Raw genomic sequence first — 26,234 nt, 5'->3', positions numbered from 1 at the left:
CTGCATTCCTTATAGAAACGCTACTACATGAAACTATCCAAAGAATTTAAGGTCGGCCTCTTCATGGTCGTGTCCATCAGTCTGCTCTACGTTGGCTTTCAGTTTTTAAAAGGAATCGACTTTTTTTCAACTACGCATAAATATTATGTTGTCTACCAGGATGTGGACAAGCTCACCGAGTCGAACCAGATTTTTCTGAACGGCCTGGCCGTGGGCCGTGTGAGTGACATCGAAATACAGCAGTCCAGAAACCGCGTCATTGTGCAGCTCGACATTGAGTCAAACATCGTGCTCACAGACTCCACGCGTGCCTTGCTCGACGGCGAATTGCTGGGCGGCCGCTTCATCGACCTCGACGTGCGCCGCGGCACACGCAAGCTCAATCCCAAAGACACCATCCTGGCCGAAGTGAGCAAAGGCATCATGGACTTTGCCGGTCCCGTAGCCACAACGCTGCAAACCACCTTGCAAAACCTCAACGTGGTGCTGGGCAACCTGGCCCGCAACACCAACCGGCTCGACACCATGTTCATTCGCCTGCAGGCAACGCCCGGTCTATTGAACCGCACGCTCATCACCGCCAACACCAACATCGGCGAACTGGGCTCCACCGTCAAGGGCGTGGCCAACAACCTCAACGGCACCCTCGACCAGCTCAAGCCCACACTGGCCAACTTCAAAACGCTGTCCGATTCGTTAAAGATGATCCAGATCAACGGCACCCTCAACCGCGCCAACCAAAGCCTCACCAAGCTAAACGAAACGCTGTCGCGCCTCAACAAGGGCGACAACACACTCAGCAAACTCATGACCGAAGACACGCTCTACACCAACCTCAACAAGCTGCTGCTCTCGGTCGACTCGCTCGCCAAACACTTCAACAAAAACCCCAAACATTTCCTGGCGCCCCTCGGCAAAAGCCAGAAACAAATTGAGCGCGACCTGCAGAAAGAGAAAGAAAAGGCAAACGCCAAGAAATAAAAATCACAAAAGGCGGACGCATCCTGAAGCTACGAATGTCGTGACGTAGTTCAGGGATGCGTCCCCCCTCGGTTCCCTCGGGGCCGGGCTATCCGTTGCAAGTCCGCCTCCCCGCAAACACCCACCGCACTTCGGTCTTTCCACTACTATCCCTGGCCGGGTCGCGAAAAACGAAACACGCTGGCGACATACTGAGTCGTATCTCGGAACAAAATCAATGTCTTCGTTTTTCATCAACGACCTTCCCGGCATTCAATACCCAACCCTATTTGCAAGGTGCCACGACGGTAAGTCCCTTTGACGTTATCTTTCCGAATCCCGGCAGAGACGCAACAACAAATGCGTATGCCGGATCCAAATTTTACCGCAAACGTCACCACCTTGCAGATCATCCCCAATATTTCAATCTTTAGACCGCTAACCGAATAACCCACTAGAGCATGCAATCGGATCTGGAATTCAATAAAAATGAGGATCAGTTCAAGCAGCTGGTTTCTCAACTGCAGCAGAAATCGAAAAAGATCAAGGCCGGCGGAGGCGACAAAAAAATAGACGAGCAACATCAAAAAGGAAAGCTCACGGCCCGCGAGCGCATCCAATACCTGATCGACAAAGATTCGCGCTTTCTTGAAATCGGATTGTTTGCCGGCGACGGCATGTACAAAGAGCAGGGTGGCTGTCCTTCGGGTGGTGTCATCACGGGTGTTGGCTATGTGGCGGGTAGGCAGTGCGTTATTGTGGCCAACGATGCCACTGTCAAGGCGGGTGCGTGGTTTCCCATCACGGCCAAGAAAAACCTGCGTGCGCAGGAGGTGGCCATGGAAAACCGTTTGCCCGTGATCTACCTTGTTGACAGCGCCGGTGTTTTCCTGCCCATGCAGGACGAAATTTTTCCCGACAAAGAACACTTCGGTCGTCAATTCCGCAACAACGCCAAAATGTCGTCTATGGGCATCGTGCAGGTGGCGGCCATCATGGGCAGCTGCGTGGCCGGCGGCGCCTACCTTCCCATCATGTCAGACGAAGCGATGATTGTGGACAAGACCGGCTCCATTTTTCTGGCTGGCTCCTACCTGGTGAAAGCCGCCATCGGCGAAGACATCGACAACGAAACATTGGGCGGTGCCACTACGCACTGTGAAATATCGGGCGTCACCGACAACAAATTTCCAAACGACCAGGCTTGCCTCGACTACATCCGCTCGCTCTTCGACAAGATGGGCGCCGGCGAAAAAGCAGGCTTCGATCGCGCCACCCCCAAAGCCCCAAAAGAAAAACCCGAAGAGCTCTACGGACTCATGCCCGTGGACCGCGTGAAACCCTACGACGTGCTGGAGATCATCAAACGCCTCGTAGACGACTCTGACTTTCAGGAATACAAAGCCAGCTATGGCAAGACCATTCTCTGCGGCACAGCCCGCATCGAAGGCTGGGCCGTGGGCATTGTGGCCAATCAACGCAAAGTGGTGAAGACAAAAAAAGGCGAGATGCAAATGGGCGGCGTCATCTATTCCGACTCGGCCGACAAGGCTGCGCGTTTCATCATGAACTGCAACCAGCGCAAAATTCCCCTGTTGTTTTTGCAGGACGTGAGCGGCTTCATGGTGGGCAGCAAAGCCGAACACGGCGGCATCATTAAAGACGGCGCGAAAATGGTGAACGCCATGGCCAACTCCACGGTGCCCAAGTTCACCATCATCACCGGCAATTCGTATGGCGCCGGCAACTATGCCATGTGTGGCAAGGCCTACGACCCGCGCCTCATCTATGCATGGCCCACCGCGCAAATCGCCGTGATGAGTGGAGCGGCCGCGGCCAAAACGTTGTTGCAGATCCGTGTCAACACATTGAAGGCGCAGGGCCAGCAAATAACAAAAGAAGAAGAAGACAAACTGTTGTCGGAAATCATAGACCGCTACAACGACCAGCTCAGCCCCTACTATGCCGCATCGCGCATTTGGGTTGATGGTGTGGTGGACCCGCTGGAAACGCGAAAAATAATTTCCATGGGCATCGAGGCCGCAAACCACGGCGTGGTCGAAAAATTTAATGCCGGCGTCATTCAGACCTAGTAACCGTTTTAGTGGAATGGAAATCCTGCATCTCCCGGCTTTTTTATGAACGTCAGAGTTTTTTCGTTTGCAAGCCTGTAAAGTTTTTCAGAAGTTGCCTGAAAACCCGGGAGCCCCGGTCGGTCCCTTCCCGTGCTTTTTTTGAAATTGTGTTAGGGTGTGGTGGAATGAAGAGTTGCGCAACTTATTTTTTTTGAAGCTATGAAAGACACTGAATTGAAAGCGTTGGTTTCGCTGCTGGACGACGAGGATGCAAAAATTGTGTCGCACGTCGAAGAAAAAATATTGTCGCTGGGCACCACCATCATTCCCTTCCTCGAAGAAGAATGGGAAAGCAATTTCAATCCCATGGTGCAGCGCCGCATCGAAGAGCTCATCCACACCCTGCAATACGAACTGCTGAAGGAACGTATACTGGAATGGTATGAAAGCCCCGAGCAGGATTTGCTCACGGGCATGTGGCTGGTGGCCACCTATCAATATCCCGACATCGAACTCATCAAGCTGAAACAGGACCTCGAGCAACTCTATTACGAAACGTGGCTCGAATTCAAACCCGACCTCTACCCGTTCGACCAGGTGAAGGTGATCAACAGTGTGTTGTTCAACAAGCTGAAGTTTGGCGCCAACACCAAAAACTTTCATTCGCCGGGCAACTCCATGATCAACGTGGTGCTCGAAACGCGCAAGGGCAACCCCATCACCCTTTGCATCATCTATATGCTGGTGGCGCAAAAATTGAAACTGCCGGTGCACGGTGTGAACCTGCCCAACCTGTTTGTGCTCACCTACAAAGATCCCAAGCACACCCAGTTCTATATCAACGCCTTCAACAAAGGCCTCATCTTTTCGAAGCAGGACATCGAGAACTACATAAGCGAGCTGCACCTCAATCCACAGGAATCGTTTTTCGAACCATGTGCCAGCCTGGAGATCATCCGTCGTGTGTTCCGGAACCTCATCATGTCGTTCGACAAAATGGGCGAGCATGCCAAGGCCGAAGAGGTGAAGGAACTGCTGCTCATCATTGCCGATGGCGCCGACCTGGGGGTGTAGCTGCCGCGTTTCGTTTCCTGCGATTTCATAGAGAATCTTACATCGTCCTGAAACCGGCGTGCAATCCTGCCGCTGGAAGTCAATCACCGTATTCCGGTCGTTCAAAATCGCTGAATATCCATTACCTTTAGTATTCAAATACACATTACGCATGAGAATTTCTTTACCGCTTGTTTTCCTTCTGGCAAGCCTCTCCATCCAAGCCCAACAGTTTTCAACACGCTACGAATTGGTCAAGATGGACAAGAACGTGAACACCTTTCGCCACGAGGCCGCCCCCGTTATTTCACCCGACGGCAACACGCTCTACTTCTTTGTGCAAAACCATCCCGACAACACCATGGGCAAAGAAGACACACAGGATGTTTGGATGTCGAAGAAAGATGCCAACGGTGCATGGAGCCTGGCCCAGCACATGGCGTCGCCGTTCAACCTGCACCGTTCCAACCAGGTGTTCACGGTTTTTCCCGACGGCAGCATCTTCATTAAAGGAGGTCGCACAAAAGGTGAGAAAGGATTTTCGATCGTCACGGGCGGCTCCATTCGTGAGCTGGATGTGAAAGACTTCAAGAACATGAACAAAGGCCGCTTTTATGGCGCGTCGATGTCGGCCGATCAGAAACACATCATCATCTACTTCAGCGAAGTAGAGAACAGTCCCAACAGCGACCTCTACGCCAGCCATCAGCAGCCCGACGGAACCTATTCGCGTCCCGAAAAAATGAAGCTGAGCACCACCACCGACGACGTTGGTCCGTTTATCAGCCCCGACCAGAAATTTTTATACTTCGCCAGCGCGCGTCAGGCACCGGGCCGGCAAGGCGGCGTGGACATCTATAAAACGCAACGCGTCGACGACACGTGGATGAACTGGGGTGAGCCCGTCAACCTGGGCAAGCCCATCAACACGAGCGCGCTCGACTACTACTTCACCATCGACAACGCAGGCAACATTTTCACCAGTCGCGCCAACAAAGCGCTCGACGGCGCACAACTGGATCTCTATGCGCTGGTGCCCAAAACGTTTAAGATAACCCTGATCGGCATGGTCTATAACGAAAAGACCATGGCGCCGCTGCAGGCCAACGTGGAGGTGCGCGTGAAAGAAAAGGAACCCGTGAAGCTGAAGTCAACCGCACTGGGGCGTTTCGAAACCAAGATGCCCGAAGTGCTGGCCTATTCCATCGCCACATCGCTTGAAGGCTATCTGCCAAACGAGCAGGCTTTCAAATTGCCCGTGCTCAACAGCGACACCACCATCAACGTCGAGATCCTGCTTCGTCCCGTGGCCAAGAAACTCCTGTTGGTGGGAAATGTATACGACAAGAAAACCGAACAGCTCATCACGGCCAACCTCGACGTGGTGATGAAAGGCGATCGTAAAACAAATTTCAAAATTCCTGCCGAAGGGGGTCGCTATGAAAAAGAGATTCCGAAGTTAGGTTGGTATATGATCACCGCCACGGCCAACGGCTACCTCAACGCCATAGACAGCGTGCAAGCCGACGACGACGGCCTGTCGCCCTTCTCGCGCGACATATACCTGCAGCCCATTGAAATTGGTGTAACGGTTCGGTTGAAGAATATTTATTTTGATTTCGACAAAACCACGTTGAAAAAAGAATCTTATCCGGAGCTGAACAAGGTGGTGGAGTTTCTGAAACAGAACAGCACCGTTGAAATCGAAATCTCGGGCCACACCGACAGCAAAGGCTCCGACGACTACAACCTCAACCTGTCGCAAGGCCGCTCGCAAGCGGTGGTGGACTACATCATCAGCCAGGGCATTGAAAGCTTCAGACTTAGTGCACATGGCTATGGCGAAACCAAACCCATCGACACGAACGATACGGATGCGGGGCGTGCGAACAACAGACGGGTGGAGTTTACGGTGGTGAAAAAGTAACGATTGTAAACTATAGCCTTTCACATTTCAGGAAAAGAGCAACGAATATAAAGTTGTTTGACGGCTCCCCAACTTTTAGTGATGGGGAGCCGTTTATTTTGTAAATTACGGATGGCTTCGGCGGCGTTTTAAGAAGCTCCGATTCCCAAGTGATCGAAAACTCAGCGATATGAGCACTCCACTCGATGGCAATCATTTGAAGACAAAAGAATTGATGGTCTATGTTGCGCATCGATTGGGCAACCGGTCCAACTATGGTGCAACCTTGTTGAACAAAGCGCTGTATTTTATCGACAATGTTCACTATCTAAGAAATGGGATTCCTATTTCCGAATTCACCTACATCAAACAAGCGTTTGGTCCAACGCCCGAACCAGCATTGTTTCTATCCTTGCGCGACGAGCTGGTGAATGCAAATGATTTAGTTTTTGTTCAAAACGATTTCTTTGGCAGGATTCAAAAGAGATTGTTTGCTGGCCGTGAACCTCGGTGGGAGCTTTTCTCCACAGATGAGATTGCCACCATCGATAAAGTGATTTCAGAAATAGCAGACTATAATGGTAGTGAGATAAGCGAATTATCGCATCAATATCCTGCGTGGCAAGTTGCTGCCGAAAAAGAAGAGTTGCCCTTTCACACATTTCTGCTGTCGTTCAAAACGCCCGACGAACATGATCTTGCGTGGGCGAAATTGCAAATAGAAGAATGTTCAGGGTCTTAAAGCAGCAAAAGTTTGCAGAGCAGCTTCGCGATTTGATTGAAACACACCCAAGATTGGAGGAGCTGGAGAAGGCCATCGATTGGACATTGTCACGTCGACCAGACCAAAATGCATTTCCCATGGGCGACGGCTACTACCTTTGGATCACTGACCAACTGCCAGGCAACATCATTCCAGTGGTGCGAATACTTTATCGAATTGAAGAATATCGACGCACCGTTAGCCTATGCCGTATTGAAATCTATAAGAATGTTGATACGACTCTGCAATGACGACCAAAGAAACGGATGCTTGCGCCTTCTTTTCTTTATGTTCGCGGCGAAGAAAAGGTAGTGTCTACTCCACCGGCACCAACTTCACAATCTTGCCCGGATTCTCCATGGCCACATAAATGAACCCATCGGGGCTCTGCGTCACACAACGCACACGGCCGATTTTCTCCAGCATGCGTTCGTCTTTCACAAATTTTTTGTCGGCAACTTCCACGCGCATCACCAGTTGGTGCGAGAGGGCGCCGATTAACAGATTGCCTTTCCAGTTGGGATATTTGTCTGACGTGACCATGGTCATGCCGCACGGTGCGATGGAAGGCACGTAGTAGCGCACGGGTTGCTCCAGGCCATTCATTTCTTTCTTGTCGGTGATGATGGTGCTGTCGTAGTTGATGCCGTAGGTGATGATGGGCCAGCCATAGTTCTTTCCTTTCTCCACGATGTTCAGTTCGTCGCCGCCGCGGGGGCCGTGTTCGTGTTCCCAGAGCGTGCCGGTTTCTTTGTCGTAGTAGAGGCCTTGCAAATTCCGGTGGCCATACGACCATATTTCCGAACGTGCACCAATAATGCTGGTGAACGGATTGTCGCTGGGCACTTTGCCATCGTCGTGGAGGCGCAGCACTTTGCCGAGGTGGTTGGAGAGGTCTTGCGCGTTTTCTTTTTTGCCACGCTCGCCCGATGTGAAAAACATATAGCCTTTGCCATCGAACTGTATACGTGAGCCAAAGTGTGCTTCCGACGAAGACAAGGGCAACGCCTGAAACAGTTCTTCGAGGTTGGTGAGCTTGTTGCTTTCCAGTTTGGCTCGGGCAATCACGGTGCCACCGCTGTCGGCCACTTGCTTGGCATAGCTCAGGTAGATCCAGCCGTTTTTCGAAAAGTCGGGGTGGAGTTGTATGTCGAGCAGACCGCCTTGTCCGTGAACATAGACCGTTGGCACGCCTTCAATTTTTTCTTTCAATAGTTTGTCGTCTTCAATGATGCGGATGGCTCCACTGCGTTCGGTCACCAACAGGCGGCCGTCGGGAAGAAATGCCATGCCCCAGGGATTGGTGAGCGTATCCAGGGCAGAGGTGATGGTGTCTACTCTGAACTTTTGTTTTTCGGTTTGCACAATGGCACCGGGCTTCTGCGCGCTTTCTTTTTTGCCACATGAAACCAGCGCCATGGCCAGCACCAGGACGATGAGAGAGCTACTGTTTTTATTCATGAACTTTGTTTTCCTAAGAGTGGCTAAGAATTGGCAAAAGCTTTTTACTACGAAGACCTGTTTCTATTCAGGTGTTGTATTCAACTCTTTCACCAACTCCACAATCGACTTGTCGTTGATCATCACGTCGGTGAGCACAGCCTGGCCTTTGCCGATGCGCACCACGCCATAGGCCACTTGTGCCGAGTCGCGTTGTGCTTGCCAATAGGCTTGTTCCGCCTGCGAGGCTTTCGACTCTTCGAGATAAAATCTGTCGAAGGGCAACGTGAAGTTAATGATGTAGGGTGAGTCGCTGTAGTTTTCTACATAGTTCACGGTGGTTTTCAGAAAGGCGGGTGCATCCGGTTCTTCGCGACTGATGGATGCGGGTGTAGCAAAACCAAGAGAATCTTCTCCGAACGAAACAAACGCCTCTTCACCAGCCACCCAATCGCCGCTGTCGGGAAGCACAATGGCGTTGGCGTCGAACGACAGCGTGACGTATTTGCCCCGGAACGGATCGGAAGGATCTACCGGTTGTGTTCTGAATTTATAGAGCAGGCCTTCCGTAACCACCACTTCATTGTCGTAGATCATTTTGGCTGGCACCAGCCATTGGGCAACACACATGAAGACAAAAAGAATGAGTAGGAATTTTTTCATGCGTTCTGTTTCCGTTTTTTAATCATGTAATAGTTTGCGGCAAAGAAGCCAATGCCCACCGCGATAAAGAGCAGGCCGCGCAGAATGAAGCTGAAGTCTGTATCGAAAAACCGACAGAGAATGAGGGCCGTGATGATGAGCAGGCCATAGTTCAAAATGCCAAGATGATTTTGCTTCGCGCCGGAGCGGATGGTGTAGACGGCAAAAATGAGAATGACCAGGTTAACCAACAGCTGCGCCGAACCGGGAGCGTTTATGCCCATGATATACAGCGCAATGAAGATGAGAAACGCAAAACCTTTTAGGTTGATGGAGGCTATTGATTTGGCGCGAAACACAAACACCATCAGTATCACGGCAAGGGCACTGAGAATGGCGGTGAAATAAAATTCCATCGAGGCGAGGTTGTCCTGTTCGGTGAAGCGGTCGAGTTCATCCCAATACCAGTCAAAACTCAACAGCAGCAACAGGCACATGATGCCGAGGCTGCCCACCAGCAGCAATGGGTTGGTGAGGACACGATGCGTTTCAAAAGCTTTCAGCTCGCTGAGCAAAACAAACACGCTGAACAAACTCATGTACATACCAATCACGAGGTCTTCGTGATGGTTTTCGAATGCCCCGATGCAAAACGTGACCGACAACACCACGAGCCATGAGATGAAGTAGTAGAAATTGTTTTTGAATCCCTTCATGATAAACTCCGTGTAGCAAAACGGAAGCACGAGGGCCAGCATGGGCCAGTATTTCCACGGCGGCATGCTGGGGTAATGAAAATAACCAAGCTCGCACGCATACCACGTGACGCCGCAAACATAAAGCATGGCGGCCATCGACGACCGCAGCACATAGACGGCCGGCAGCGTGAGCAGCATCCACACCATGAGAAAGCGTGGGAAATTTCCTTCGAGGTTATAGACTTGCCCCACAACGGCAATGCTGAGGGCGATGGTGAAACAAAGATAGGCACCACATCCTTCGCGCCACGCGCGACTGGGAATGTCTTTCACCACCAGATAGCCACACACGCCCTGCCCGATGAGCATGGGCAGGAGGCCGATAAAAAGTTTGGCTGCCTTCGGAAGATCGTCCCAGTTGTGGGCCACAATGAGCACGAGTCCCATGCTGATGAGCAGGGCGCCAAGAATGCCAAACACCACAAAGAGGCGGTTCGAAGAAGCATTGGGTTTCGCGTCGTAGTAGGCGGTGATTCGCTTCGCCGTTTCTTCGTCGATCACGTTGGCCCGTAGAAGTTCAGGAAGGTCGTTCAAAATATTTTTGCTCATGCGGATGCACGGATAATTGCCGCGGAAGGTACCACTTTTTGAAATAAAAAAAAGCTGCCCGGCATGGCCAGACAGCTTCTGTGATGAAGGTTGATGTTGCTTATTTCTTGAACGTGTAGGCCATCACCGTGTTGGCAAAAAATGTGGGCACAAACAATGTGTTTGTCTTGGCGTCGAATTCAATGTCGGCTGCGTTCCATTTTTGTTCGCGGGTGTCGAGCAACTTGGTCACTTCGCCTTTTGCGTTCACAAAGTCTACCTGACCGTTCCAGCTCGACACCAGGTATTCTTCTTTTCCAACCAGCACCACGCCATCGGCGCCTTCGGCTGTTTTGGCAAAGGGGGTGAGTTTCTTGTCGGCGGAAAGTTTGTAGTTCTGGCCTGTGGCAAAGTCAACTACATAGAGCGTGTTGCCCAGGGCCAACAGGCCGTTCACACCTTTCAGCTCGGCGCTTTCGAAGTAGAGTGTGGCTTTGCCATCTTTCACCACATAGATTTTGCTCGCGCCGGTGTCTGACACATACACGTTTCCTTTGGCATCGATGGTGATGTCGTTCAGGAATTTGGCGTCGGGAATTTCCACGGAGGCGGTGATCTTGCCCGTAGCAATGTCGATGGTGGTCACCTTGCTGATGTCGGCCACGTAGAGATTGTTTTTATAGAGGCCCATGCCTTTGGGGGCATCGAGACCTGTGACCCAGGCGGCGTTGATGATTTTTCCGGTGGGCGAAACTTTGGCAATGGAGCCCACGCCATCTTTGCCATCGGGTTGGCCGTCGATGTTGGCTACATAGAGCACGTTGTTTTTAGCGTCGAGCAAAACAGACTCGGGCACGCGCAACAGGGTGTCGGTTTTCCATTTCAGGGCCAGCGATTGTGCTGAAGCGGCCAGCACACCAACGGAGAATAAAAAAGTGAAGAGTCGTTTCATGGTTGTTTGTTTTGTGGATTTGATAAGGTTGAACAAGGTTAACGTGTGAATGCCGGAGAAGTTCAGCGCTGTGTCGAAATTTGCCGTTGCTAGGCGAGGGCCATCACAATGAAGATGATGTTGGCCAGCACATAGGTGCCCACCACGATCTTGCCGCCGTTTCGATTCACCGACAGGGCCATGGCTTCGTTGCCGCGATCTACCATTTTCAGCGAAATGGCCGACACAATGAGGGTCATCAGAATGGCCACAAAGGTGAGCGCATGCAACGTGTCCACTAGGGTAAACGACGATGATTCGGGCAACAGCGAGTCGATGATGTATTTGTTACCGACGGCCGCAAACAAACCACCCACCGGCAAACCAAACCGCGGCTCAAGCTCCGAGGGGTGGGGCGTGAAGCTCACAATGGAGATGAGAAAGGCGATGTACATGCCGATAAAAATCTTCAGGAACAACCCCCACGCGTCGCGCTCGATGTCCATCAGGATGTTGAACGACGAAAACGTCTGGGCATTGCTCGACGGATCGCCAAAGCCGGTTTCATAGAGATTTTCGTTTCGCTCCACCCGGAAGTTGGTGATGGTCCACCCGTCGATGGCATCGTCGTGATCGAACTGGCTGCCTTTCACATCGGGGGAGAAGATGAGTTTGTCTTTGTCGAAGAGTGTGTTTTCAATTTGTACGCGCAGGTGTTGGGAGTCGAACGGGAAATCGCGAACGTCCCAGCGCTCTTTCATGGTGCACTTCATTTTCATGATGGCCCAGGTCTTGCCTTCCACGCTGTCCATAATAATTTCGGGGGGCTCAATGGCTTTGGCGTTGGGGATGTCGAGTTGTTTAGAGAAATCGAACTCGGGGTTGTCATACACAAACCAAAGCCAGAAGCGGGCGGTATATTCTTTCTCGTGAAAGTTGATGTCGTGCACGCTGATCACATAGGTGCCCACCTTCACGGTGTCGGGTGTTTGAACGGCTGTGCTGTCCTGTGCGCGGAGCAGGAACGAAATGCCAAAGAGGAAACAGAACGTGTAGAGCTTTTTCATAGCGCGGAAAGCAGGTTCCAAAATTAATTTTTTTGCGTTGATTATCACCATGGTCACAAAAAAGCCGACGGCCAAAAGCAGCCGAAGCCCGGAGCCGTTAACCGAAAGGTTAAACGACCCTCCTAAAACTGCGCTTTTTGTGTTATTTTCGTGCCCGTAAACCCAACACCATCATGTACGAATTTTTGCTCAAAGCACACTCCGGACTCCGCTATCTGGTGCTCCTCGGTTTGGTTGTCGTAGTTGTGAAAGCCCTCCTGGGAATGCTCAACAAGCAACCCTATTCAAGCCTCGATAACAAACTCGGCCTGTTCACCTTCATCTTCACCCACACGCAGTTGCTGTTGGGATTGCTGTTGTATTTTGTGAGTCCGTTCGTGCAGTTTGGCGGCCAAACCATGAGCGACAAAATGACCCGCTACTGGACCGTTGAACACATCACGGGCATGCTGGTGGCCGTGGTGCTCATCACGCTGGCCCGCGCCACCTCCAAGCGCATGGCCAACGATGCCGACAAACACAAGCGCATGTTCATCTTCAACTTTGTGGCACTGGTGGTAATCATTGCCGTGGTTGTGTTGAGTGGGCGGGGATTGTTTTAAAAAACTATCTGAAATCTATCTTCTATAATGGCGCAGGTTCATTCTTTGATGATTGGACCTGCGCTTTTTTATTCTCGCAAATCACAGAATGACAAGGCCAGACTTTAAGGGAAACATAGCGGGGTGCGATCATGCGAAACCTGAGAATCAATATTGTTGATCAGTACTGGACAGGAAAGAATCCGGACAATAAAACAGATCCGTGTTCGTACGGATTGCTTTCCATCACGGCCAACGACGTTCCAATTGTAGGTGAAGGTGATGAACGGTGGACGATCAGCACGTCGGGCTTGATGTTGCTGAGGACGTTGAGCAACGATTTTGCCTCAGCCAACAGTCGCTTTCCGCTTATTCAACATTGTGGTCAGTTGGGCATGATCGGTTGCCCTATGCATGTTACCTGGGATGTTTTTCATCAGGGAACGATGGTAACGCTTAAGAATTTTCAGAAACTTTTGTCAACCGATAAGCGTGATCTCATTCACTTCGATGTGGCGTTGGAACTGCCCCTTGTTAGCTATGTGCGAGAGGTGGTGAGATTTGCCGATGGCATTAAATTCTTTTTTCAAAAACAACCCCGTGAATTTGCCAAGGACGATTCCACAGCGGACTATGAATCTTTCTGGCAGGAGTTCAATGGGCTGCTGGAGAAGAATAGAAAAAGGTTGAAGGAAAAATAGTCAGTCTACTTCTTGCGAATCGTACACCCCACCGGCCGCACTTCCGGAGTGGCAATAGTCTGATTCGTCAGCATAATATCAATCGCATCTTTCAAATAGGCATGTCGCACATCGGCTTCCACCTGTGCATTGTCGTCGATGGCGCCGGAGTAGACTACGGTGAATTTGCCGCCGCTGTTTTTTAACAAATACACCTGAGGACTTTTTGTGGCGCCAAGCGCGCGCATCACCACCTGGTCCTTGTCGGCCAGGTAAGGTGCTGACAATCCCCATTGCTGAGCCTTCTTGGTCATGTTGTCTACCGATTCGGGTGCGTCAACGCTGGAGTTGACAAGCAACACGGGCACTTTATCCTGCAACTCTTTCGAAAGCTTGTTGATGCGGCCGCGGTAGTAGTCGTCGTAGGCGCAGGTGTTGGTGGTGAACACAATCACCACACCCGAGCAGCTGGGATAGGTGCTGAGCGACACCGTGTTTCCGTTCACCACGTTGGTTAGCGTAAAGTCTGGAACCTGCTGGGCCATCACTGCCGGGATGGCGCAAAACAGGAAGGCTACAAGAACACCGGTTTTCATATTTCTTCAGATTGGTTGAAAACGACTACAAAGTTTGGATATACCACGTAGTGTAAAGGTATCATCCTCACCTGATCTTCAACAATTATTTTGCCATGAATGTCGCCCTCGCCCTCTAGCGAAAACGGGCTCACCAGCAGGTTTTCGGCAAACACAAGGTCCTTTTTGCCATAGACCTTCAGCATGGCTTCCTTGGCGCACCAATACACGCAGTGCTTGGTCAGGTCTGTGCCCGCGTCGTGAAGCTCGCCTGGGGCAAACACCCGGGGGGCTATGCGAAACAGTTTTTCCTTGGGTTGCTCCAGGTCTATGCCCACGGAATGTTTTGTGTCGACCAAGGCGGCCACATAGGGATAGGAATGGCTCAGCGACAGATGATAGTCGAGCCCCGCGGGAAACGGTTTCCCAAAGTCATCCTTCACGATGCCGCGAAACGAAACCTTCATGCTTTCCAGAATTTCTTTCACCAGCACACGGCCGGCCCAAAATTCCAGGCGTTTGTTGGGATGGGTCAGGCTTTCGGGCACACGCTCCAGTGCCCCAAGACGCATGCTCAGTTCCTGTTCGTGCTCGGTGATGTGCCACAACCCCCAGGCGCGGCCGGGTTCGTGAACTATTTTTTCTAAAGGCATGCGGAATAACTTTTCGAAAGTTAGAACTTTCGGAAATTTAATCGACGCAGGTTGAAAGTAGAAGTACAAAAACTCCACACCCTCACCGGCCACCGCGACTGTGTGTATACGCTGGCGCGCTCGGCCCAATCGCACGTGGTGTTTTCCGGAGCGGGCGACGGCATGGTGGTGCGGTGGGACCTGAACACGCCCGACACCGGCGAGCTGGTGGCCAAGCTGCCCAACTCCATCTACGCCCTGCATTACCACCCCATCCAAAACTGTCTGGTGGCGGCCCACAACTACGACGGCATCCACGTGCTGGACGGGGAGAATAAAAAAGAACTTGGCTCGTTACAATTAACAAAGGCGGCCATCTTCGATCTGCAAGCCTACGATCGCGACCTGTTGGTGGCGACCGGCGACGGCACGGTGATGAAGGTGGACCTGGCAACGCTCGTCATCAAAGGACAGGTGCAGGCGTCGACGCAGAGCGCCCGGACCATCGCGGTGAATGCCGTGCGCGGCGAAGTGGCCGTGGGCTACAGCGACAACAGCATCCGTGTGTTCGACGGCGACAGCCTCGCGTTGAAACACGAGTGGGTGGCACACAACAACTCGGTGTTCACCTTGCGCTATAGTCCCGATGGCAACCATCTCATCAGTGGTTCGCGCGATGCGCGCTTCAAAGTGTGGGAGGCAACGCATGGCTATGGTCAGGCAGGTGAAGTGGTGGCCCACCTGTTCGCGATAAATCACATCGATTTTAGCCCGGATGGCAAACATTTCGTAACTTGTAGCATGGATAAATCCATCAAGGTGTGGGATTGGGAGGCGTTGAAGTTGTTGAAGGTGATCGACCGGTCGCGTCACGCGGGCCACGGAACCTCTGTCAACAAACTTGTTTGGACAAACCATCATAGCCAACTCCTCAGCGCCAGCGATGACCGGACCATCTCCGTCTGGAATATAAAATTTGAACAACAACCCTTATGAGAATATCACCCCTCGACATACGACAGAAGACCTTTGAAAAGAATTTCAGAGGCTATGAGAAGGACGAAGTGAACGCGTTCCTCCTTTCCCTTTCGCAGGAGTGGGAGCGCATCGTGGACGAGAACAAAGAACTGCGCATCAAGCTCGAGGCCACCGAACGCGAGGTGACCAAGCTGCGCGAAGTGGAGAGCTCGCTCTACAAAACCCTGAAGACCGCCGAAGACACCGGCGCCAACGTGATTGAGCAAGCCCGCATGGCCGCCGACCTTCACCTGAAAGAATCGCAGATGCGCGCCGACGGCATGCTGAACGAAGCCAAGGTGAAAGCACGCAATGCCATTGAAGAATCAGACCAGCGCGCCAAAGAAATTCTGGCCGAGATGGAAGACCGACTCAAGGTGCTGGTAGAAAACTATAAACACATGGAGGCCTCGCGCGACGACCTGCTCACCAACCTGAAGCACCTCGCCAGCGACGCCCTCGACCGCGCCGAACGTGCCCGCGTCACCATCAAAGACTTTGATCCCGACAAACACCTGGCCATGGCCAAGCGCGAAGCCAAACGTGTGGCCTTCCCCAACCTGGTGGATAGCGAAATGCAACTGCGTCCTGAATTGAAACCCGAAGTAAAGACCGACTTCCGTCCGGAATTCAAACCCGAATTTAAATCGGGCCCCGTGGTGATCGAGAAAGAAGTGGTGCTGGAACAAAAAACCACCACCATCAAAGTGGAAGCCCCCGTGACGAAGAAAGTGCAACGCTCATTTTTTGACGAGATCGGATGACCGGCATCATCTCTCTGGAAGGACTGGAGTTCCATGCCTTCCACGGCGTGTATGCGCACGAACGCGAATCGGGAAACTGGTTTGAAATAGACGTATCCGTTGAAACCGATTTTTCGAAAGGCGCCGCCAACGACGAGTTGGAAGGCACCGTGAACTATGTCACCATCTTTCAGATCGTGAAAGCCGAAATGGAAAAGCCCTCGAAATTGTTGGAGACCGTGGCCGAAAAAATTGTGAACGACATTCTCACACAGTTGCCCAGCGCGTTGTCGGTGAAGCTCAAGCTGTCGAAGATCAATCCGCCCATTGGAGGCAAGTGCGCCCGGGCAACCATTCAACTGGAGAAGAAACGCTGATCGAACGGACCGGTTAATCCTGGGCAGGCTCTTTTTCTTTTTTGGGATCGATAAACACAAACCCGCGGGCTTCGTCGCCTTCAAAAAAATCGACCTCTTTGCCGATGATAAACATGGTGTGCTTTTTATCGATGTACACCGGAATGTCGCTGATGCTGTAGGCCAGGTCTGAATCTTTCTTCTTGTCGAAGCCAATGAGCAACGAAACACCACAGCCGCCGCCTTTGATGCCCACGCGCAGACCGTATTCGGCGGGAATGTTTTTGGTTTGCATGATCTTCCGTATTTCCTCGGCAGCGCGGGGCGACAAGGTTACGGGTTGAAGGCTTTCAAACATCTGGGGCAGAGCGTAATTTAGCGTCCAAAATTATTTAATTTCAAACACAAATAGCCGTAAATAAATTCTATGGATCCCCTGGTAATGTTTATCATGGTGCTGGTACCCGCCGCACTGGTATTGTATGGAGCCTTCCTGCTGGTCAGAACGTTCATTCAAAAAGAAATCGACCTGAAGAAGCTGGAGGTGCGGGGACGCAGCATCGAAACGCTATTGCCAAACCGTCTGCAGGCCTACGAGCGCATGGCTTTGTTTCTGGAACGCATGGCCCCGCAAAACCTGCTGGTGCGCCTCAACGTGTCGGGCATGGCGTCGCGCGAATTTCACCAGTTGCTGCTCAGTGAAATACGGAACGAATACAACCACAATGTGTCGCAGCAGGTGTATATTAGTGAAGGCGTGTGGGAGATGATCAAGAACGCCAAAGAAGACCTCATCGTGTCGATCAACGATGCCGCCAGCGAAATGAACATGGAGTCCACCAGCCTCGACTTGTCAAAAAAAATATTTGAAAAGTCGATCACGAAATCTGTTGACCCCCTGGCACACGCGCTGCTGGAGTTGAAGAAGGAGATACAACAAACCTTTTGAGGGGAACCAAACCCACGGCAGGTTTCGTTTTTCGGGTGATCCCGGTATTTGGAGCATATTAACTATCGCCGATGGAAAACAGATTTTTCGACCTGGCCACGCGCCAGGCCGCCCGCCTGCTGGGCAAACGTGGTCGCCTCATGGCATTGCTGGTGAAATTTGCCGGCAAACTTGGGGCGGTCAAATGGTCGGATGTGCGCCTGCAAACGTTTCAGGAAAAATTCTCCGTGCTCGGGCGTCTGGCCAAAGCCTATGCCCTGGGGCACTACCGCAGTGTGCCGTGGAGGGCTATGCTCATTCTGGTGGCCGCCATTCTCTACTTTGTTAATCCCCTCGACCTCGTTCCCGACATTGTTCCGATCGCAGGACTAACCGACGATTTTGCCGTGCTGGTGTGGGTCTATAACACCTTGGGCGACGAGGTCGGAAAATTTCTAGCGTGGGAAAAAACACGGGAACTTCCTCTATGAAAACAGCCCTTATTGCCGGCAGCACCGGTCTCATTGGCAGCCAGCTGTTGTCGCTGTTGCTGGAAAGCCCGCGCTATTCCAGTGTGATCGCCCTCACGCGCACGGACCTGCCACACCATCCCAAGCTAACGCAGATCAAACTGGAGTTTGGCGACCTGAGCCACAAGACCGCACTCATCAAAGGCGACGATGTGTTTTGCTGCTTGGGCACCACCATGGCAAAAGCCAAATCGAAAGAGAACTTCTATCAGGTCGATTTTTATTACCCCTTTCTGTTGGCCAAGACGGCGCAGTCGAACGGTGCAAAACAATTCATGCTGGTGTCGGCGTTGGGCGCGAACAAGGAGTCTTCGATCTATTACAATCAGGTGAAGGGTGAGATAGAAGAAACCATTTCAGAGGTGGGCTTCGACACCGTTCACATCTTCAGACCCTCGTTGCTGCTGGGCCCGCGTTCCGAAAAACGTTCGGCCGAAGATGCCGCCAAGTTCTTTTATAAATTTTTTGCATTTCTTATTCCCGCAAAATACAAAGCCATCGAATCGATGAAGGTGGCGCGTGGCATGTTGAAATTTGCCGCGGAAGATAAAAAAGGTAATTTCATCCACGAATCCGCTTCGCTCCAGAACGTGTGAGCGCGGCGTGTATGAAATAACTTTTTTACTTTTTTCTATGATCGCAGTCATTCAACGCGTAAGCTCCGCGTCCGTCACCATCGACCAGGTTGTGAAATCGTCTATCGGCAAAGGGTTGTTGGTGTTGGTGGGTATTGAAGACGCCGACAACGCCGAAGACATCGACTGGCTGGCGGCCAAGCTGGTGAACCTGCGCATCTTTGAAGACGACCAGGGTGTGATGAACGTGAGCGTGAAAGACGCTGCCGGCGACATCATTGTGGTGAGTCAATTCACCTTGCAGGCAAGCACCAAAAAAGGCAACCGCCCATCCTACATCAAAGCAGCAAAACCCGACGTGGCCATCCCGCTCTACAATCAGTTTGTGAAGGCCGTGGAGGTTCAATTGGAAAAAAGTGTACAGACCGGCGAGTTTGGAGCCGACATGAAAGTGGCCTTGCTGAACGACGGACCAGTGACCATCATCATCGACACCAAAAACAAAGTATGACCCGCATCGAAGTTCTGCGTGGCGACATCACAACGCTTGCGGTAGACGCGATCGTGAATGCCGCCAACACCAGCCTGTTGGGTGGTGGCGGTGTAGATGGGGCCATACATCGCAAAGGAGGCCCAAAGATTCTGGAAGAATGCAAGGCCATACGCAACCGGCAAGGCGGGTGCGCCACAGGCGAGGCCGTGATCACCAGTGGTGGCAACCTCAACGCGAAGTTTGTGATTCACACCGTGGGTCCGGTTTGGTCGGGTGTTGACCACGGAAAGCTGGATGTCTTGTTGGCCAATGCCTACCGCAACAGCCTCGCGCTGGCGTTGCAACACAATGTGACCACCATCGCTTTCCCCAACATTAGCACGGGCATCTATGGATTTCCCAAACCGCGTGCGGCTGAAATTGCCATTCGCGAGGTGCAGAATTTTTTAACCAAGCAACCAACGATTGCAAAAGTTTTCTTTGTGTGTTTTGATGAAGAGAATTTTGATCTTTATGAAACGCTGCTGACCTCACGCAGGTGACGGCATGTTTGAATTTTCGAACCGACATCCAATAAAAGTAATCTTTATGAAACAGACCTTTCTTATATGGTGTATCGCGCTGTCCACGTGCGCATCGGGTCAGGGCAAGTACGGGCTCAAGGCCACCACGCTGGAAGAGTATAAGAAAACCGTGGAGGCCAATCCCGAAAAGCAATTGATAAACCTTGAGAAGTTTGTGCCCGGCCTGGTGCTCGACATTCGCTATGCCACCACCAACAACTTCACGGGCGAGAAAATCTATAACCTTGCGCGGGCCTATGCGCGCAGGCCCGTGGCCGAATCGTTGAAGCGCATTCAAGCCGATTTGAAAAAGCAGGGATTGGGCATAAAGATTTTTGACGCCTATCGCCCCTACAAAGCCACGGTGAAGTTCTATGAAGTCTATCACGACACCACCTATGTGGCGTCGCCCTATCGCGGTTCGCGTCACAACCGCGGTTGCGCGCTCGACCTCACGGTGATCAACCTGAAGACGGGCGAAGAGTTGCAGATGCCCACCGGTTTTGATTCGTTCAAAAAAGAAGCGTGGCCCACATCACCGGTGAGCGATCCGGTGATTCTGAAAAACCGGACGCTGCTCATCAAGGCCATGGAGAAACATGGTTTCAAAGTGAACGGCTCGGAGTGGTGGCACTACGATTTTATCGGCTATAAGAAATATGAAGTGCTCGACATCGACTACGAAGAACTGGAAGGCCTGTAGTCAATAGTCCAACCTAAGGCAACGACTTCAGGAACGCGATGCTTTTCGGGATCTGTTCTTCCGAACGCGACGACTCATCTTCGATGAAGAAATGTTTGATGCCGTTCTTTTTGGCTTCCTGCACAATTTCGGCAATGCCCACATCGCCTGTGCCCAACGTCACGTTCGATTCCACATCGGCCTGGCCGTTGTCGCTGTTGGGTGTTCCTTTTTTCCGGTCTTTCAGGTGGAGCAGGATGAAGCGCGAAGGATATTTCCGAAGGAGTTTCACAGGATCCTGACCGGGTTGTTTCACCCAGAACACGTCCATTTCGAAATGCACAAAACGCGAATCGAACTTTGTGACCATGTAGTCAAACAAGGTTCCGTCGTTGTAGGGTTTGAACTCGTAGCCGTGGGGGTGATAGCAAAGCAGCAGGCCGTTCATGGCCATCACGCGACCGGCGGCGTTGAAAACGGCAGCGGCTTTTTCCACTTCGGCCGCGGTGAACGTGTCGCCATCGTGTGGAATCCAGAAACAAACCACATAGCGCGCACCATAGGCACGGGCTTCGTCGGCCACCTTCTGCGGAAATTTTTCCAGGCGTTCGAAGTCGGCGCCATAGCTCACCACATTCAGACCATTGATGGCCAGCAGCTTCATGAACTCGGGAAATTCGAGACCATAGGTTTCGCCCATTTCAATGTCTTTGATGCCCATGGCTTTGATTTTTGCCATTGTGCCGGGAACATCCTTGGCAAATTGATTCCGGAGGCTGTAAAGCTCCAGCCCGATTTCCTGGGCCATGCTCTTCACACACACAAAACAAACAAAAGCAAGAATCAATACGGACAACCTGTTGATGCGACGAAAGAGGGTCATACGGAAGTAGGATGGATTAAGCGATGAAGATAAAAAATAAGCGTCAAGAAACAATTTTTGACCTCCGCCCCGGGTTGAGATTCCCTCCCAAACCTGAAAAAAGGGACTTCCGGCAACGTGTTCCGCGCAACCCAAGCCTCCACCAAAATCCCAACCCAACCTTGCAGAAAACAGAAGCGCCTCCCACCGAATGGTGAGAGGCGCCTTTATTTTTTGATCGCTGTAGTTTCTTATTTCTGAACCAGCAGCGGCGTGTTGGCCACCAGCGTGATCAGGTCGTCGTCTACTACATTTTTCTTTTCGTCGGCCACGATCAGGAAGTGATCGTAGAGTTGATCCAACTCCGGCTTCGAAGGCTGATAGCCCAGCAACTCCAGTCTGTGCTTCAACGCGGCACGTCCGCTGCGTGCCGTGAGGATGATAGACGAAGAAGGAACACCCACATCGGCGGGGTTGATGATTTCGTAGTTCTCCGAATTTTTCAGGAAACCGTCCTGGTGAATGCCCGACGAGTGCGCGAAGGCGTTGGCGCCCACGATGGCTTTGTTGGGCTGCACCGGCATGCGCATCATTTCCGATACCAGGGTGCTCAGCTCATACAGTTTTTTGGAGTTGATGCCCGTGGTCATTTCAAGATCCTTGTGGGTTTGAATGATCATGGCCACTTCTTCCAGCGAGGTGTTGCCGGCGCGTTCGCCTATGCCGTTAATGGTCACTTCGGCCTGGCGTGCGCCGTTCATGAGGCCAGCAATGGTGTTGGCGGTGGCCAGACCCAGGTCGTTGTGGCAATGCACGGAGATGGTGGCTTTGTGAATGTTCTTCACATGCTCGAACAAGTAGGCAATGCGTTTGCCGTAGAGATGGGGCAGACAATAGCCGGTGGTGTCGGGTATGTTCACCACGTCGGCACCGGCGGCGATCACGCTCTCTACCAGCTTGGCCAGAAACGCCAGGTCGGCGCGGCCTGCATCTTCGGCAAAAAATTCTACTTCATAACCTTTTGCTTTGGCATAGCCCGTGGCCCACACCGCTTGCTCCAGAACTTTCTCGCGTGTGCTGTTGAATTTTGTTTTGATGTGCACATCAGAAGAGCCAATGCCGGTGTGGATGCGACCACGTTTGGCGTGGTGCAAGGCCTCGGCGGCCACGTCGATATCTTCTTTCTTTGAACGCGTGAGCGCACAGACGCCGACATTCACCGCTTTGGATAGCTCCACCACGGAAAGAAAATCGCCGGGACTGGAGATGGGGAAGCCCGCCTCAATTACGTCGACACCGAGCTCTTCAAGCTTACGTGCCACCACGATTTTTTCATCGGTAGACAATTGGCAGCCCGGCACTTGCTCTCCATCGCGGAGGGTAGTATCGAAGATTTGAATTCTGTTGCTCATACTTTATTTGTTTATGGGGGTGGTCAGCGTCACTGACCGGTTTTGTTCTTTGTTCTATTTTTGATCGACCGACACCAACATGCGGATCTGGTTGCAGACCACGTTGCCCATCACTTCGGTGCCCAGAATTTTTTCGTGGGGTGTGGAAGCATCGGCGATGTCGCGGGTGCGGTAGCCTTCTTTCAAAGTTTGTTCTACCGCCTTGATCACGGTGTCGGCTTCTTCTTTGAGGCCGAACGAAATGTCGAGGAGCAGGGCTGCCGAAAGGATGGAGGCCAACGGGTTGGCTACACCTTTTCCGGTGATGTCGTGCGCGCTGCCGTGAATGGGTTCGTAGAGGCCCACGGTGTCGCCCACCGATGCGGAGGCGAGCATGCCCATGGATCCGGCAATCTGCGAGGCTTCATCGGTGAGGATGTCGCCAAAAAGATTTCCGGTCACCACCACATCAAAGCTCTTCGGATTTTGGATGAGCTTCATGGCGGCGGCGTCCACAAACATGTGTTCCACCGTCACGTCGGGATATTGTTTGGCCACATCCTGCACCACTTCACGCCACAGGCGCGAGCTTTCCAGCACGTTGGCCTTGTCGACCGACGTGAGTTTTTTGCTGCGGGTTTGTGCGGCCTTAAAGGCTTTGTGCGCGATGCGTTCCACTTCATAGCGCGAATAGATCATGGTGTCGTAGGCCGTGTCGTTGTTGTCTTTGCGGCCGCGTTCGCCGAAGTATACATCGCCGGTGAGTTCGCGGAAGAAAAGAATGTCGGCGCCTTTCAGAATTTCGGGCTTGATGCTGGAAGCTTCCAGCAGTTCGTCAAAAAGTTTGATGGGGCGAAGGTTGGCATAGAGGCCAAGTTCCTTGCGCATCTTCAACAAACCTTGTTCGGGACGGATCTTTGCCGACGGATCGTTGTCGTATTTGGGATGGCCCACGGCGCCGAATAACACGGCGTCCGAATTTTTTAGTTTCGTCAGGGTTTCGTCCGGCAGCGGGTTGCCGGTGGCTTCGATGGCTTCGTGGCCAATGAGGGCGTAGTCAAAAATAAATTCATGACCAAAGCAGTCAGCGATCTGCTCAAGAACTTTTTTTCCGCTGGTCGTTACTTCTTTGCCGATGCCGTCGCCGGGAAGTATGGTAATTTTCTTCTTCATCCTATGCGTTAGTGTACTAATTCAAAATGACGTATTTCGTCGCGTAAGCTCAACAGGTAGTCGATGTCGTCGTAGCCGTTGGTGAGACAGGTCTTCTTGTAGGCGTTGATGTCGAACGACTCGGACGAGCCGTCTTCCAAAACCACTTTCTGTTGCGACAAGTCTACGGTGATGGGTGTGGCTGGATTTTTTTCGATGGCGGCGAATATCTTTTTCAGAAACTCGTCCGACACCTGCACGGGCAACAGTGCGTTGTTCAGCGCATTGTTTTTGAAGATGTCGGCAAAGAAACTGGAGATCACCACGCGGAAACCATAGTCGTAGATAGACCAGGCGGCGTGTTCGCGGCTGCTGCCGCATCCGAAGTTTTTGCCGGCCACCAGGATTTTGCCGGTATAGGTGCCGTTGTTTAGTATAAAATCTTTCGGCGTGTCGTCGCTGTTGTAGCGCCAGTCGCGAAACAGGTTTTCGCCAAAGCCTTCGCGCGTGGTGGCTTTCAGAAAGCGCGCGGGAATGATCTGGTCGGTATCAATATTTTCGATCGACAGGGGCACTGCCGTGCTTTTGAGCGTTATGAATTTTTCTTTCGACATAAGTTTTTTTCTTTCCTTACTTAAAAATTTCACAGCCCTACACCAGGCTGCGCACGTCGGTTACTTTGCCGGTGATGGCGGCTGCGGCGGCACTGAGCGGACTGGCCAGGAAGGTTCTGGACTTGGGTCCCTGACGTCCTTCAAAATTCCGGTTCGAGGTGCTGATGCAATATTTGCCCGCGGGAATTTTGTCTTCGTTCATGCCCAGGCATGCCGAGCAGCCGGGTTGACGAAGTTGAAACCCTGCCGCTTCAAAAATTTTATCGAGGCCTTCTTCGCGCGCTTGGTTTTCCACTTGCTTGGAGCCGGGCACTACCCACACTTCCACGTTGTCGGCTTTCTTCTTGCCTTGCACCATGTTGGCCACGAGGCGAAGGTCTTCGATGCGGGCGTTGGTGCAGCTGCCGATAAACACATAGTCAACCGCTTTGCCCAGGATGGCCGAGCCGGGTTCGAGGCCCATATACTCAAGCGACTTCGAGAATGATGTTTGTTCGCTGAGGTCTTTCAGTTCGTTCACGGTAGGAATGCGGTCGGTCACCTTGATGCCCATGCCGGGGTTTGTGCCATAGGTGATCATGGGCGCGATGTCGGCTGCGTCGAAGGTGAGCACGAGGTCGTAGGCGGCGTTGTCGTCAGACTTCAGTTGTCTCCATTGTTCCACCAGGCGGTCGAACGTTTCGCCTTGTGGCGCAAACTTTCTGCCTTTGATGTAGTTGAAGGTTGTTTCGTCGGGGGCAATCAAACCACCGCGTGCGCCCATCTCGATGCTCATGTTGCAGATGGTCATGCGTGCTTCCATGCTGAGGTTGCGAATGGCATCGCCGGCATATTCCACGAAATAGCCCGTGGCACCGCTGGCCGACAGCTTGGAGATGATGTAGAGGATAATATCTTTTGCCAACACGCCCTTGCTGAGTGTGCCGTTCACTTCGATCTTCATGGTTTTTGGACGATACTGCAACACGCACTGTGTGGCCAGTACCTGTTCCACTTCGCTGGTGCCGATGCCAAACGCGATGTTGCCAAAGGCGCCGTGCGTAGAGGTGTGGCTGTCGCCGCACACGATGGTCATGCCGGGCAGCGTGAGGCCGAGTTCGGGGCCGATGATGTGCACGATGCCCTGGTAGGGATGGCCGAGGTCGTAGAGTTCTACGCCAAATTCCGCGCAGTTTTTGCGCAGGGTTTCCACCTGGTGACGCGACAGGGCTTCCTTGATGGGAAGGTGTTGATCTTTTGTGGGCACGTTGTGGTCGGCCGTGGCCGTGGTGCGTGCCGGGTTAAAAACTTTGACACCGCGTTTGCGCAGGCCGTCAAAAGCCTGGGGGCTGGTCACTTCGTGGATGAAATGGCGGTCGATGTACAGGGCGTCGGGGTGGCCTTCGCTGCTCTTCACCACGTGGGCATCCCAAATTTTGTCGAATAATGTTTTTTGTTGTGGCATCTGTCTGGTAGGCGAGCTTGTAACAAGTGTTAGTTTGCTCTGCGCTGTTTAAAATGAAACCGCCCCGTCCTGATTTTGCATCGGGACGGGGCGGGTTGTAAAGGTCCGGTTTTATGAAATCATCTCATGGGAGATGTACCTAATTTTAACTTAAAAAATTGCGAGAGGATTTTGATTCACGAAGATGATGAAATCTGCGCCCTACATCAACGAATTGTTAAAAAATATTTAACTCCGCTAACAAGTGTTATTTAGTATTTAGTCGATAGTCCTGAGTCTTGAGTTCGTCGATT

30 protein-coding genes are annotated in these 26,234 nt (G+C 52.1%); 17 read left to right on the top strand and 13 right to left on the bottom strand.

The features are described from left to right. Positions 1–27: 27 nt before the first annotated feature. The 6 genes from JI741_RS18545 to JI741_RS18520 all read left to right on the top strand — a co-directional run bounded on the left by JI741_RS18545 (position 28) and on the right by JI741_RS18520 (position 7,008). Positions 28–981 (top strand): MlaD family protein, encoded by a 954-nt coding sequence (locus JI741_RS18545; protein WP_202012403.1) that lies wholly within the window; start codon positions 28–30, stop codon positions 979–981. Between the two features lie 440 nt (positions 982–1,421). Beyond that, the gene (locus JI741_RS18540) at positions 1,422–3,053 is read left to right on the top strand and encodes an acyl-CoA carboxylase subunit beta (protein ID WP_202012401.1); all 1,632 of its coding nucleotides are present in this window, start codon (positions 1,422–1,424) and stop codon (positions 3,051–3,053) included. A 201-nt stretch (positions 3,054–3,254) separates the two neighbouring features. Then, positions 3,255–4,109: a transglutaminase-like domain-containing protein gene (locus JI741_RS18535; RefSeq protein ID WP_202012399.1), complete on the top strand. Its 855-nt coding sequence runs from the start codon at positions 3,255–3,257 to the stop codon at positions 4,107–4,109. Positions 4,110–4,260: 151 nt separating this feature from the next. After that, positions 4,261–6,015: an OmpA family protein gene (locus JI741_RS18530; RefSeq protein ID WP_202012397.1), complete on the top strand. Its 1,755-nt coding sequence runs from the start codon at positions 4,261–4,263 to the stop codon at positions 6,013–6,015. 196 nt (positions 6,016–6,211) lie between these two features. Beyond that, entirely contained in the window at positions 6,212–6,736 is a 525-nt protein-coding gene (locus JI741_RS18525; RefSeq protein ID WP_236676155.1) for a Panacea domain-containing protein, read from the top strand. Beyond that, the gene (locus JI741_RS18520) at positions 6,697–7,008 is read left to right on the top strand and encodes a hypothetical protein (protein WP_202012393.1); all 312 of its coding nucleotides are present in this window, start codon (positions 6,697–6,699) and stop codon (positions 7,006–7,008) included. The genes JI741_RS18525 and JI741_RS18520 overlap by 40 nt, the downstream gene beginning before the upstream one ends. 64 nt (positions 7,009–7,072) lie before the next feature. On the opposite strand, the gene JI741_RS18515 is transcribed toward JI741_RS18520, so the two are convergent. The 5 genes from JI741_RS18515 to JI741_RS18495 all read right to left on the bottom strand — a co-directional run bounded on the left by JI741_RS18515 (position 7,073) and on the right by JI741_RS18495 (position 12,123). Continuing rightward, positions 7,073–8,218 carry a PQQ-dependent sugar dehydrogenase gene (locus JI741_RS18515; protein WP_202012391.1) on the bottom strand — a complete coding sequence of 382 codons (1,146 nt, stop codon included), beginning with the start codon at positions 8,216–8,218 and terminating at the stop codon, positions 7,073–7,075. Between the two features lie 63 nt (positions 8,219–8,281). Further along, the gene (locus tag JI741_RS18510; protein WP_202012389.1) at positions 8,282–8,860 is read right to left on the bottom strand and encodes a GDYXXLXY domain-containing protein; all 579 of its coding nucleotides are present in this window, start codon (positions 8,858–8,860) and stop codon (positions 8,282–8,284) included. Next, entirely contained in the window at positions 8,857–10,146 is a 1,290-nt protein-coding gene (locus tag JI741_RS18505; RefSeq protein ID WP_202012387.1) for a DUF2157 domain-containing protein, read from the bottom strand. The genes JI741_RS18510 and JI741_RS18505 overlap by 4 nt, the downstream gene beginning before the upstream one ends. A 100-nt stretch (positions 10,147–10,246) precedes the next feature. Continuing rightward, entirely contained in the window at positions 10,247–11,077 is an 831-nt protein-coding gene (locus tag JI741_RS18500) for an SMP-30/gluconolactonase/LRE family protein (RefSeq protein ID WP_202012385.1), read from the bottom strand. An 89-nt stretch (positions 11,078–11,166) separates the two neighbouring features. After that, positions 11,167–12,123, bottom strand: a complete 957-nt coding sequence (locus tag JI741_RS18495; protein WP_202012383.1) for a ligand-gated ion channel — start codon at positions 12,121–12,123, stop codon at positions 11,167–11,169. A gap of 173 nt (positions 12,124–12,296) precedes the next feature. On the opposite strand from JI741_RS18495, the gene JI741_RS18490 reads away from it, so the two are divergent. After that, complete coding sequence (locus JI741_RS18490) at positions 12,297–12,725, top strand: cytochrome B (RefSeq protein ID WP_202012381.1); 429 nt, start codon at positions 12,297–12,299, stop codon at positions 12,723–12,725. 131 nt (positions 12,726–12,856) lie between these two features. Further along, positions 12,857–13,405, top strand: coding sequence for a hypothetical protein (locus JI741_RS18485; RefSeq protein ID WP_202012379.1), 549 nt, complete (start codon positions 12,857–12,859; stop codon positions 13,403–13,405). A gap of 5 nt (positions 13,406–13,410) precedes the next feature. Here the strand turns inward: JI741_RS18485 and JI741_RS18480 are convergent, their stop codons facing one another. Beyond that, on the bottom strand, positions 13,411–13,980 hold the full coding sequence (locus JI741_RS18480) for a redoxin domain-containing protein (protein WP_202012377.1): 570 nt from the start codon (positions 13,978–13,980) through the stop codon (positions 13,411–13,413). Next, entirely contained in the window at positions 13,977–14,612 is a 636-nt protein-coding gene (locus tag JI741_RS18475) for a 4'-phosphopantetheinyl transferase family protein (RefSeq protein WP_202012375.1), read from the bottom strand. The genes JI741_RS18480 and JI741_RS18475 overlap by 4 nt, the downstream gene beginning before the upstream one ends. A gap of 51 nt (positions 14,613–14,663) precedes the next feature. On the opposite strand from JI741_RS18475, the gene JI741_RS18470 reads away from it, so the two are divergent. The 3 genes from JI741_RS18470 to folB are packed head-to-tail and all read left to right on the top strand — an operon-like array spanning position 14,664 to position 16,728. Continuing rightward, positions 14,664–15,587 carry a WD40 repeat domain-containing protein gene (locus JI741_RS18470; RefSeq protein ID WP_202012373.1) on the top strand — a complete coding sequence of 308 codons (924 nt, stop codon included), beginning with the start codon at positions 14,664–14,666 and terminating at the stop codon, positions 15,585–15,587. Next, positions 15,584–16,372: a DivIVA domain-containing protein gene (locus tag JI741_RS18465; protein WP_202012371.1), complete on the top strand. Its 789-nt coding sequence runs from the start codon at positions 15,584–15,586 to the stop codon at positions 16,370–16,372. The genes JI741_RS18470 and JI741_RS18465 overlap by 4 nt, the downstream gene beginning before the upstream one ends. Continuing rightward, entirely contained in the window at positions 16,369–16,728 is a 360-nt protein-coding gene (folB, locus tag JI741_RS18460; RefSeq protein ID WP_202012369.1) for a dihydroneopterin aldolase, read from the top strand. Before JI741_RS18465 ends, folB begins: the two co-directional genes overlap by 4 nt. A gap of 13 nt (positions 16,729–16,741) precedes the next feature. On the opposite strand, the gene JI741_RS18455 is transcribed toward folB, so the two are convergent. Further along, positions 16,742–17,065, bottom strand: coding sequence for a HesB/IscA family protein (locus JI741_RS18455; RefSeq protein WP_202012367.1), 324 nt, complete (start codon positions 17,063–17,065; stop codon positions 16,742–16,744). Positions 17,066–17,134: 69 nt separating this feature from the next. Here JI741_RS18455 and JI741_RS18450 point away from each other — a divergent pair, with 69 nt between their 5' ends. From JI741_RS18450 to JI741_RS18425, 6 genes are all read left to right on the top strand, one after another. Further along, complete coding sequence (locus JI741_RS18450; protein WP_202012365.1) at positions 17,135–17,656, top strand: DUF7935 family protein; 522 nt, start codon at positions 17,135–17,137, stop codon at positions 17,654–17,656. A 71-nt stretch (positions 17,657–17,727) separates the two neighbouring features. Further along, entirely contained in the window at positions 17,728–18,126 is a 399-nt protein-coding gene (locus JI741_RS18445) for a YkvA family protein (protein WP_202012363.1), read from the top strand. After that, positions 18,123–18,761, top strand: coding sequence for an NAD-dependent epimerase/dehydratase family protein (locus JI741_RS18440; RefSeq protein ID WP_202012361.1), 639 nt, complete (start codon positions 18,123–18,125; stop codon positions 18,759–18,761). The genes JI741_RS18445 and JI741_RS18440 overlap by 4 nt, the downstream gene beginning before the upstream one ends. A gap of 37 nt (positions 18,762–18,798) precedes the next feature. After that, entirely contained in the window at positions 18,799–19,251 is a 453-nt protein-coding gene (gene dtd / locus JI741_RS18435) for a D-aminoacyl-tRNA deacylase (RefSeq protein ID WP_202012359.1), read from the top strand. Further along, positions 19,248–19,775 (top strand): O-acetyl-ADP-ribose deacetylase, encoded by a 528-nt coding sequence (locus JI741_RS18430; protein ID WP_202012357.1) that lies wholly within the window; start codon positions 19,248–19,250, stop codon positions 19,773–19,775. Before dtd ends, JI741_RS18430 begins: the two co-directional genes overlap by 4 nt. Before the next feature lie 46 nt (positions 19,776–19,821). Continuing rightward, positions 19,822–20,499 (top strand): M15 family metallopeptidase, encoded by a 678-nt coding sequence (locus tag JI741_RS18425; RefSeq protein WP_202012355.1) that lies wholly within the window; start codon positions 19,822–19,824, stop codon positions 20,497–20,499. 13 nt (positions 20,500–20,512) lie between these two features. Here the strand turns inward: JI741_RS18425 and JI741_RS18420 are convergent, their stop codons facing one another. The 5 genes from JI741_RS18420 to leuC all read right to left on the bottom strand — a co-directional run bounded on the left by JI741_RS18420 (position 20,513) and on the right by leuC (position 25,941). Continuing rightward, the gene (locus JI741_RS18420) at positions 20,513–21,361 is read right to left on the bottom strand and encodes a sugar phosphate isomerase/epimerase family protein (RefSeq protein ID WP_202012353.1); all 849 of its coding nucleotides are present in this window, start codon (positions 21,359–21,361) and stop codon (positions 20,513–20,515) included. 230 nt (positions 21,362–21,591) lie between these two features. Beyond that, the gene (locus tag JI741_RS18415; RefSeq protein ID WP_202012351.1) at positions 21,592–22,752 is read right to left on the bottom strand and encodes a 2-isopropylmalate synthase; all 1,161 of its coding nucleotides are present in this window, start codon (positions 22,750–22,752) and stop codon (positions 21,592–21,594) included. A 54-nt stretch (positions 22,753–22,806) separates the two neighbouring features. Beyond that, the gene (leuB, locus tag JI741_RS18410) at positions 22,807–23,904 is read right to left on the bottom strand and encodes a 3-isopropylmalate dehydrogenase (protein ID WP_202012350.1); all 1,098 of its coding nucleotides are present in this window, start codon (positions 23,902–23,904) and stop codon (positions 22,807–22,809) included. A gap of 8 nt (positions 23,905–23,912) precedes the next feature. Beyond that, entirely contained in the window at positions 23,913–24,497 is a 585-nt protein-coding gene (gene leuD, locus JI741_RS18405; RefSeq protein WP_202012347.1) for a 3-isopropylmalate dehydratase small subunit, read from the bottom strand. Positions 24,498–24,534: 37 nt separating this feature from the next. Further along, the gene (gene leuC / locus JI741_RS18400; RefSeq protein ID WP_202012345.1) at positions 24,535–25,941 is read right to left on the bottom strand and encodes a 3-isopropylmalate dehydratase large subunit; all 1,407 of its coding nucleotides are present in this window, start codon (positions 25,939–25,941) and stop codon (positions 24,535–24,537) included. Positions 25,942–26,234: the final 293 nt, after the last annotated feature.

This window comes from Chryseolinea lacunae, from assembly GCF_016735595.1.
GTDB lineage: Bacteria > Bacteroidota > Bacteroidia > Cytophagales > Cyclobacteriaceae > Chryseolinea > Chryseolinea lacunae.
Note: the sequence above shows the minus strand (reverse complement) of the source record. Positions and strands in the feature narration are given on the sequence as shown.

Coding starts and splice junctions, on each gene's coding strand:
- JI741_RS18505 (WP_202012387.1), bottom strand. CDS start 10,146: ATGAGCAAAAATATTTTGAACGACCTTCCTGAACTTCTACGGGCCAAC.
- JI741_RS18485 (WP_202012379.1), top strand. CDS start 12,857: ATGCGAAACCTGAGAATCAATATTGTTGATCAGTACTGGACAGGAAAG.
- JI741_RS18450 (WP_202012365.1), top strand. CDS start 17,135: ATGGATCCCCTGGTAATGTTTATCATGGTGCTGGTACCCGCCGCACTG.
- JI741_RS18430 (WP_202012357.1), top strand. CDS start 19,248: ATGACCCGCATCGAAGTTCTGCGTGGCGACATCACAACGCTTGCGGTA.
- JI741_RS18495 (WP_202012383.1), bottom strand. CDS start 12,123: ATGAAAAAGCTCTACACGTTCTGTTTCCTCTTTGGCATTTCGTTCCTG.
- JI741_RS18540 (WP_202012401.1), top strand. CDS start 1,422: ATGCAATCGGATCTGGAATTCAATAAAAATGAGGATCAGTTCAAGCAG.
- JI741_RS18415 (WP_202012351.1), bottom strand. CDS start 22,752: ATGAGCAACAGAATTCAAATCTTCGATACTACCCTCCGCGATGGAGAG.
- JI741_RS18515 (WP_202012391.1), bottom strand. CDS start 8,218: ATGAATAAAAACAGTAGCTCTCTCATCGTCCTGGTGCTGGCCATGGCG.
- JI741_RS18425 (WP_202012355.1), top strand. CDS start 19,822: ATGAAACAGACCTTTCTTATATGGTGTATCGCGCTGTCCACGTGCGCA.
- folB (WP_202012369.1), top strand. CDS start 16,369: ATGACCGGCATCATCTCTCTGGAAGGACTGGAGTTCCATGCCTTCCAC.
- JI741_RS18530 (WP_202012397.1), top strand. CDS start 4,261: ATGAGAATTTCTTTACCGCTTGTTTTCCTTCTGGCAAGCCTCTCCATC.
- leuD (WP_202012347.1), bottom strand. CDS start 24,497: ATGTCGAAAGAAAAATTCATAACGCTCAAAAGCACGGCAGTGCCCCTG.
- JI741_RS18445 (WP_202012363.1), top strand. CDS start 17,728: ATGGAAAACAGATTTTTCGACCTGGCCACGCGCCAGGCCGCCCGCCTG.
- JI741_RS18420 (WP_202012353.1), bottom strand. CDS start 21,361: ATGACCCTCTTTCGTCGCATCAACAGGTTGTCCGTATTGATTCTTGCT.
- JI741_RS18455 (WP_202012367.1), bottom strand. CDS start 17,065: ATGTTTGAAAGCCTTCAACCCGTAACCTTGTCGCCCCGCGCTGCCGAG.
- JI741_RS18490 (WP_202012381.1), top strand. CDS start 12,297: ATGTACGAATTTTTGCTCAAAGCACACTCCGGACTCCGCTATCTGGTG.
- leuB (WP_202012350.1), bottom strand. CDS start 23,904: ATGAAGAAGAAAATTACCATACTTCCCGGCGACGGCATCGGCAAAGAA.
- dtd (WP_202012359.1), top strand. CDS start 18,799: ATGATCGCAGTCATTCAACGCGTAAGCTCCGCGTCCGTCACCATCGAC.
- JI741_RS18510 (WP_202012389.1), bottom strand. CDS start 8,860: ATGAAAAAATTCCTACTCATTCTTTTTGTCTTCATGTGTGTTGCCCAA.
- JI741_RS18475 (WP_202012375.1), bottom strand. CDS start 14,612: ATGCCTTTAGAAAAAATAGTTCACGAACCCGGCCGCGCCTGGGGGTTG.
- JI741_RS18500 (WP_202012385.1), bottom strand. CDS start 11,077: ATGAAACGACTCTTCACTTTTTTATTCTCCGTTGGTGTGCTGGCCGCT.
- JI741_RS18535 (WP_202012399.1), top strand. CDS start 3,255: ATGAAAGACACTGAATTGAAAGCGTTGGTTTCGCTGCTGGACGACGAG.
- JI741_RS18465 (WP_202012371.1), top strand. CDS start 15,584: ATGAGAATATCACCCCTCGACATACGACAGAAGACCTTTGAAAAGAAT.
- JI741_RS18545 (WP_202012403.1), top strand. CDS start 28: ATGAAACTATCCAAAGAATTTAAGGTCGGCCTCTTCATGGTCGTGTCC.
- leuC (WP_202012345.1), bottom strand. CDS start 25,941: ATGCCACAACAAAAAACATTATTCGACAAAATTTGGGATGCCCACGTG.
- JI741_RS18480 (WP_202012377.1), bottom strand. CDS start 13,980: ATGAAAACCGGTGTTCTTGTAGCCTTCCTGTTTTGCGCCATCCCGGCA.
- JI741_RS18440 (WP_202012361.1), top strand. CDS start 18,123: ATGAAAACAGCCCTTATTGCCGGCAGCACCGGTCTCATTGGCAGCCAG.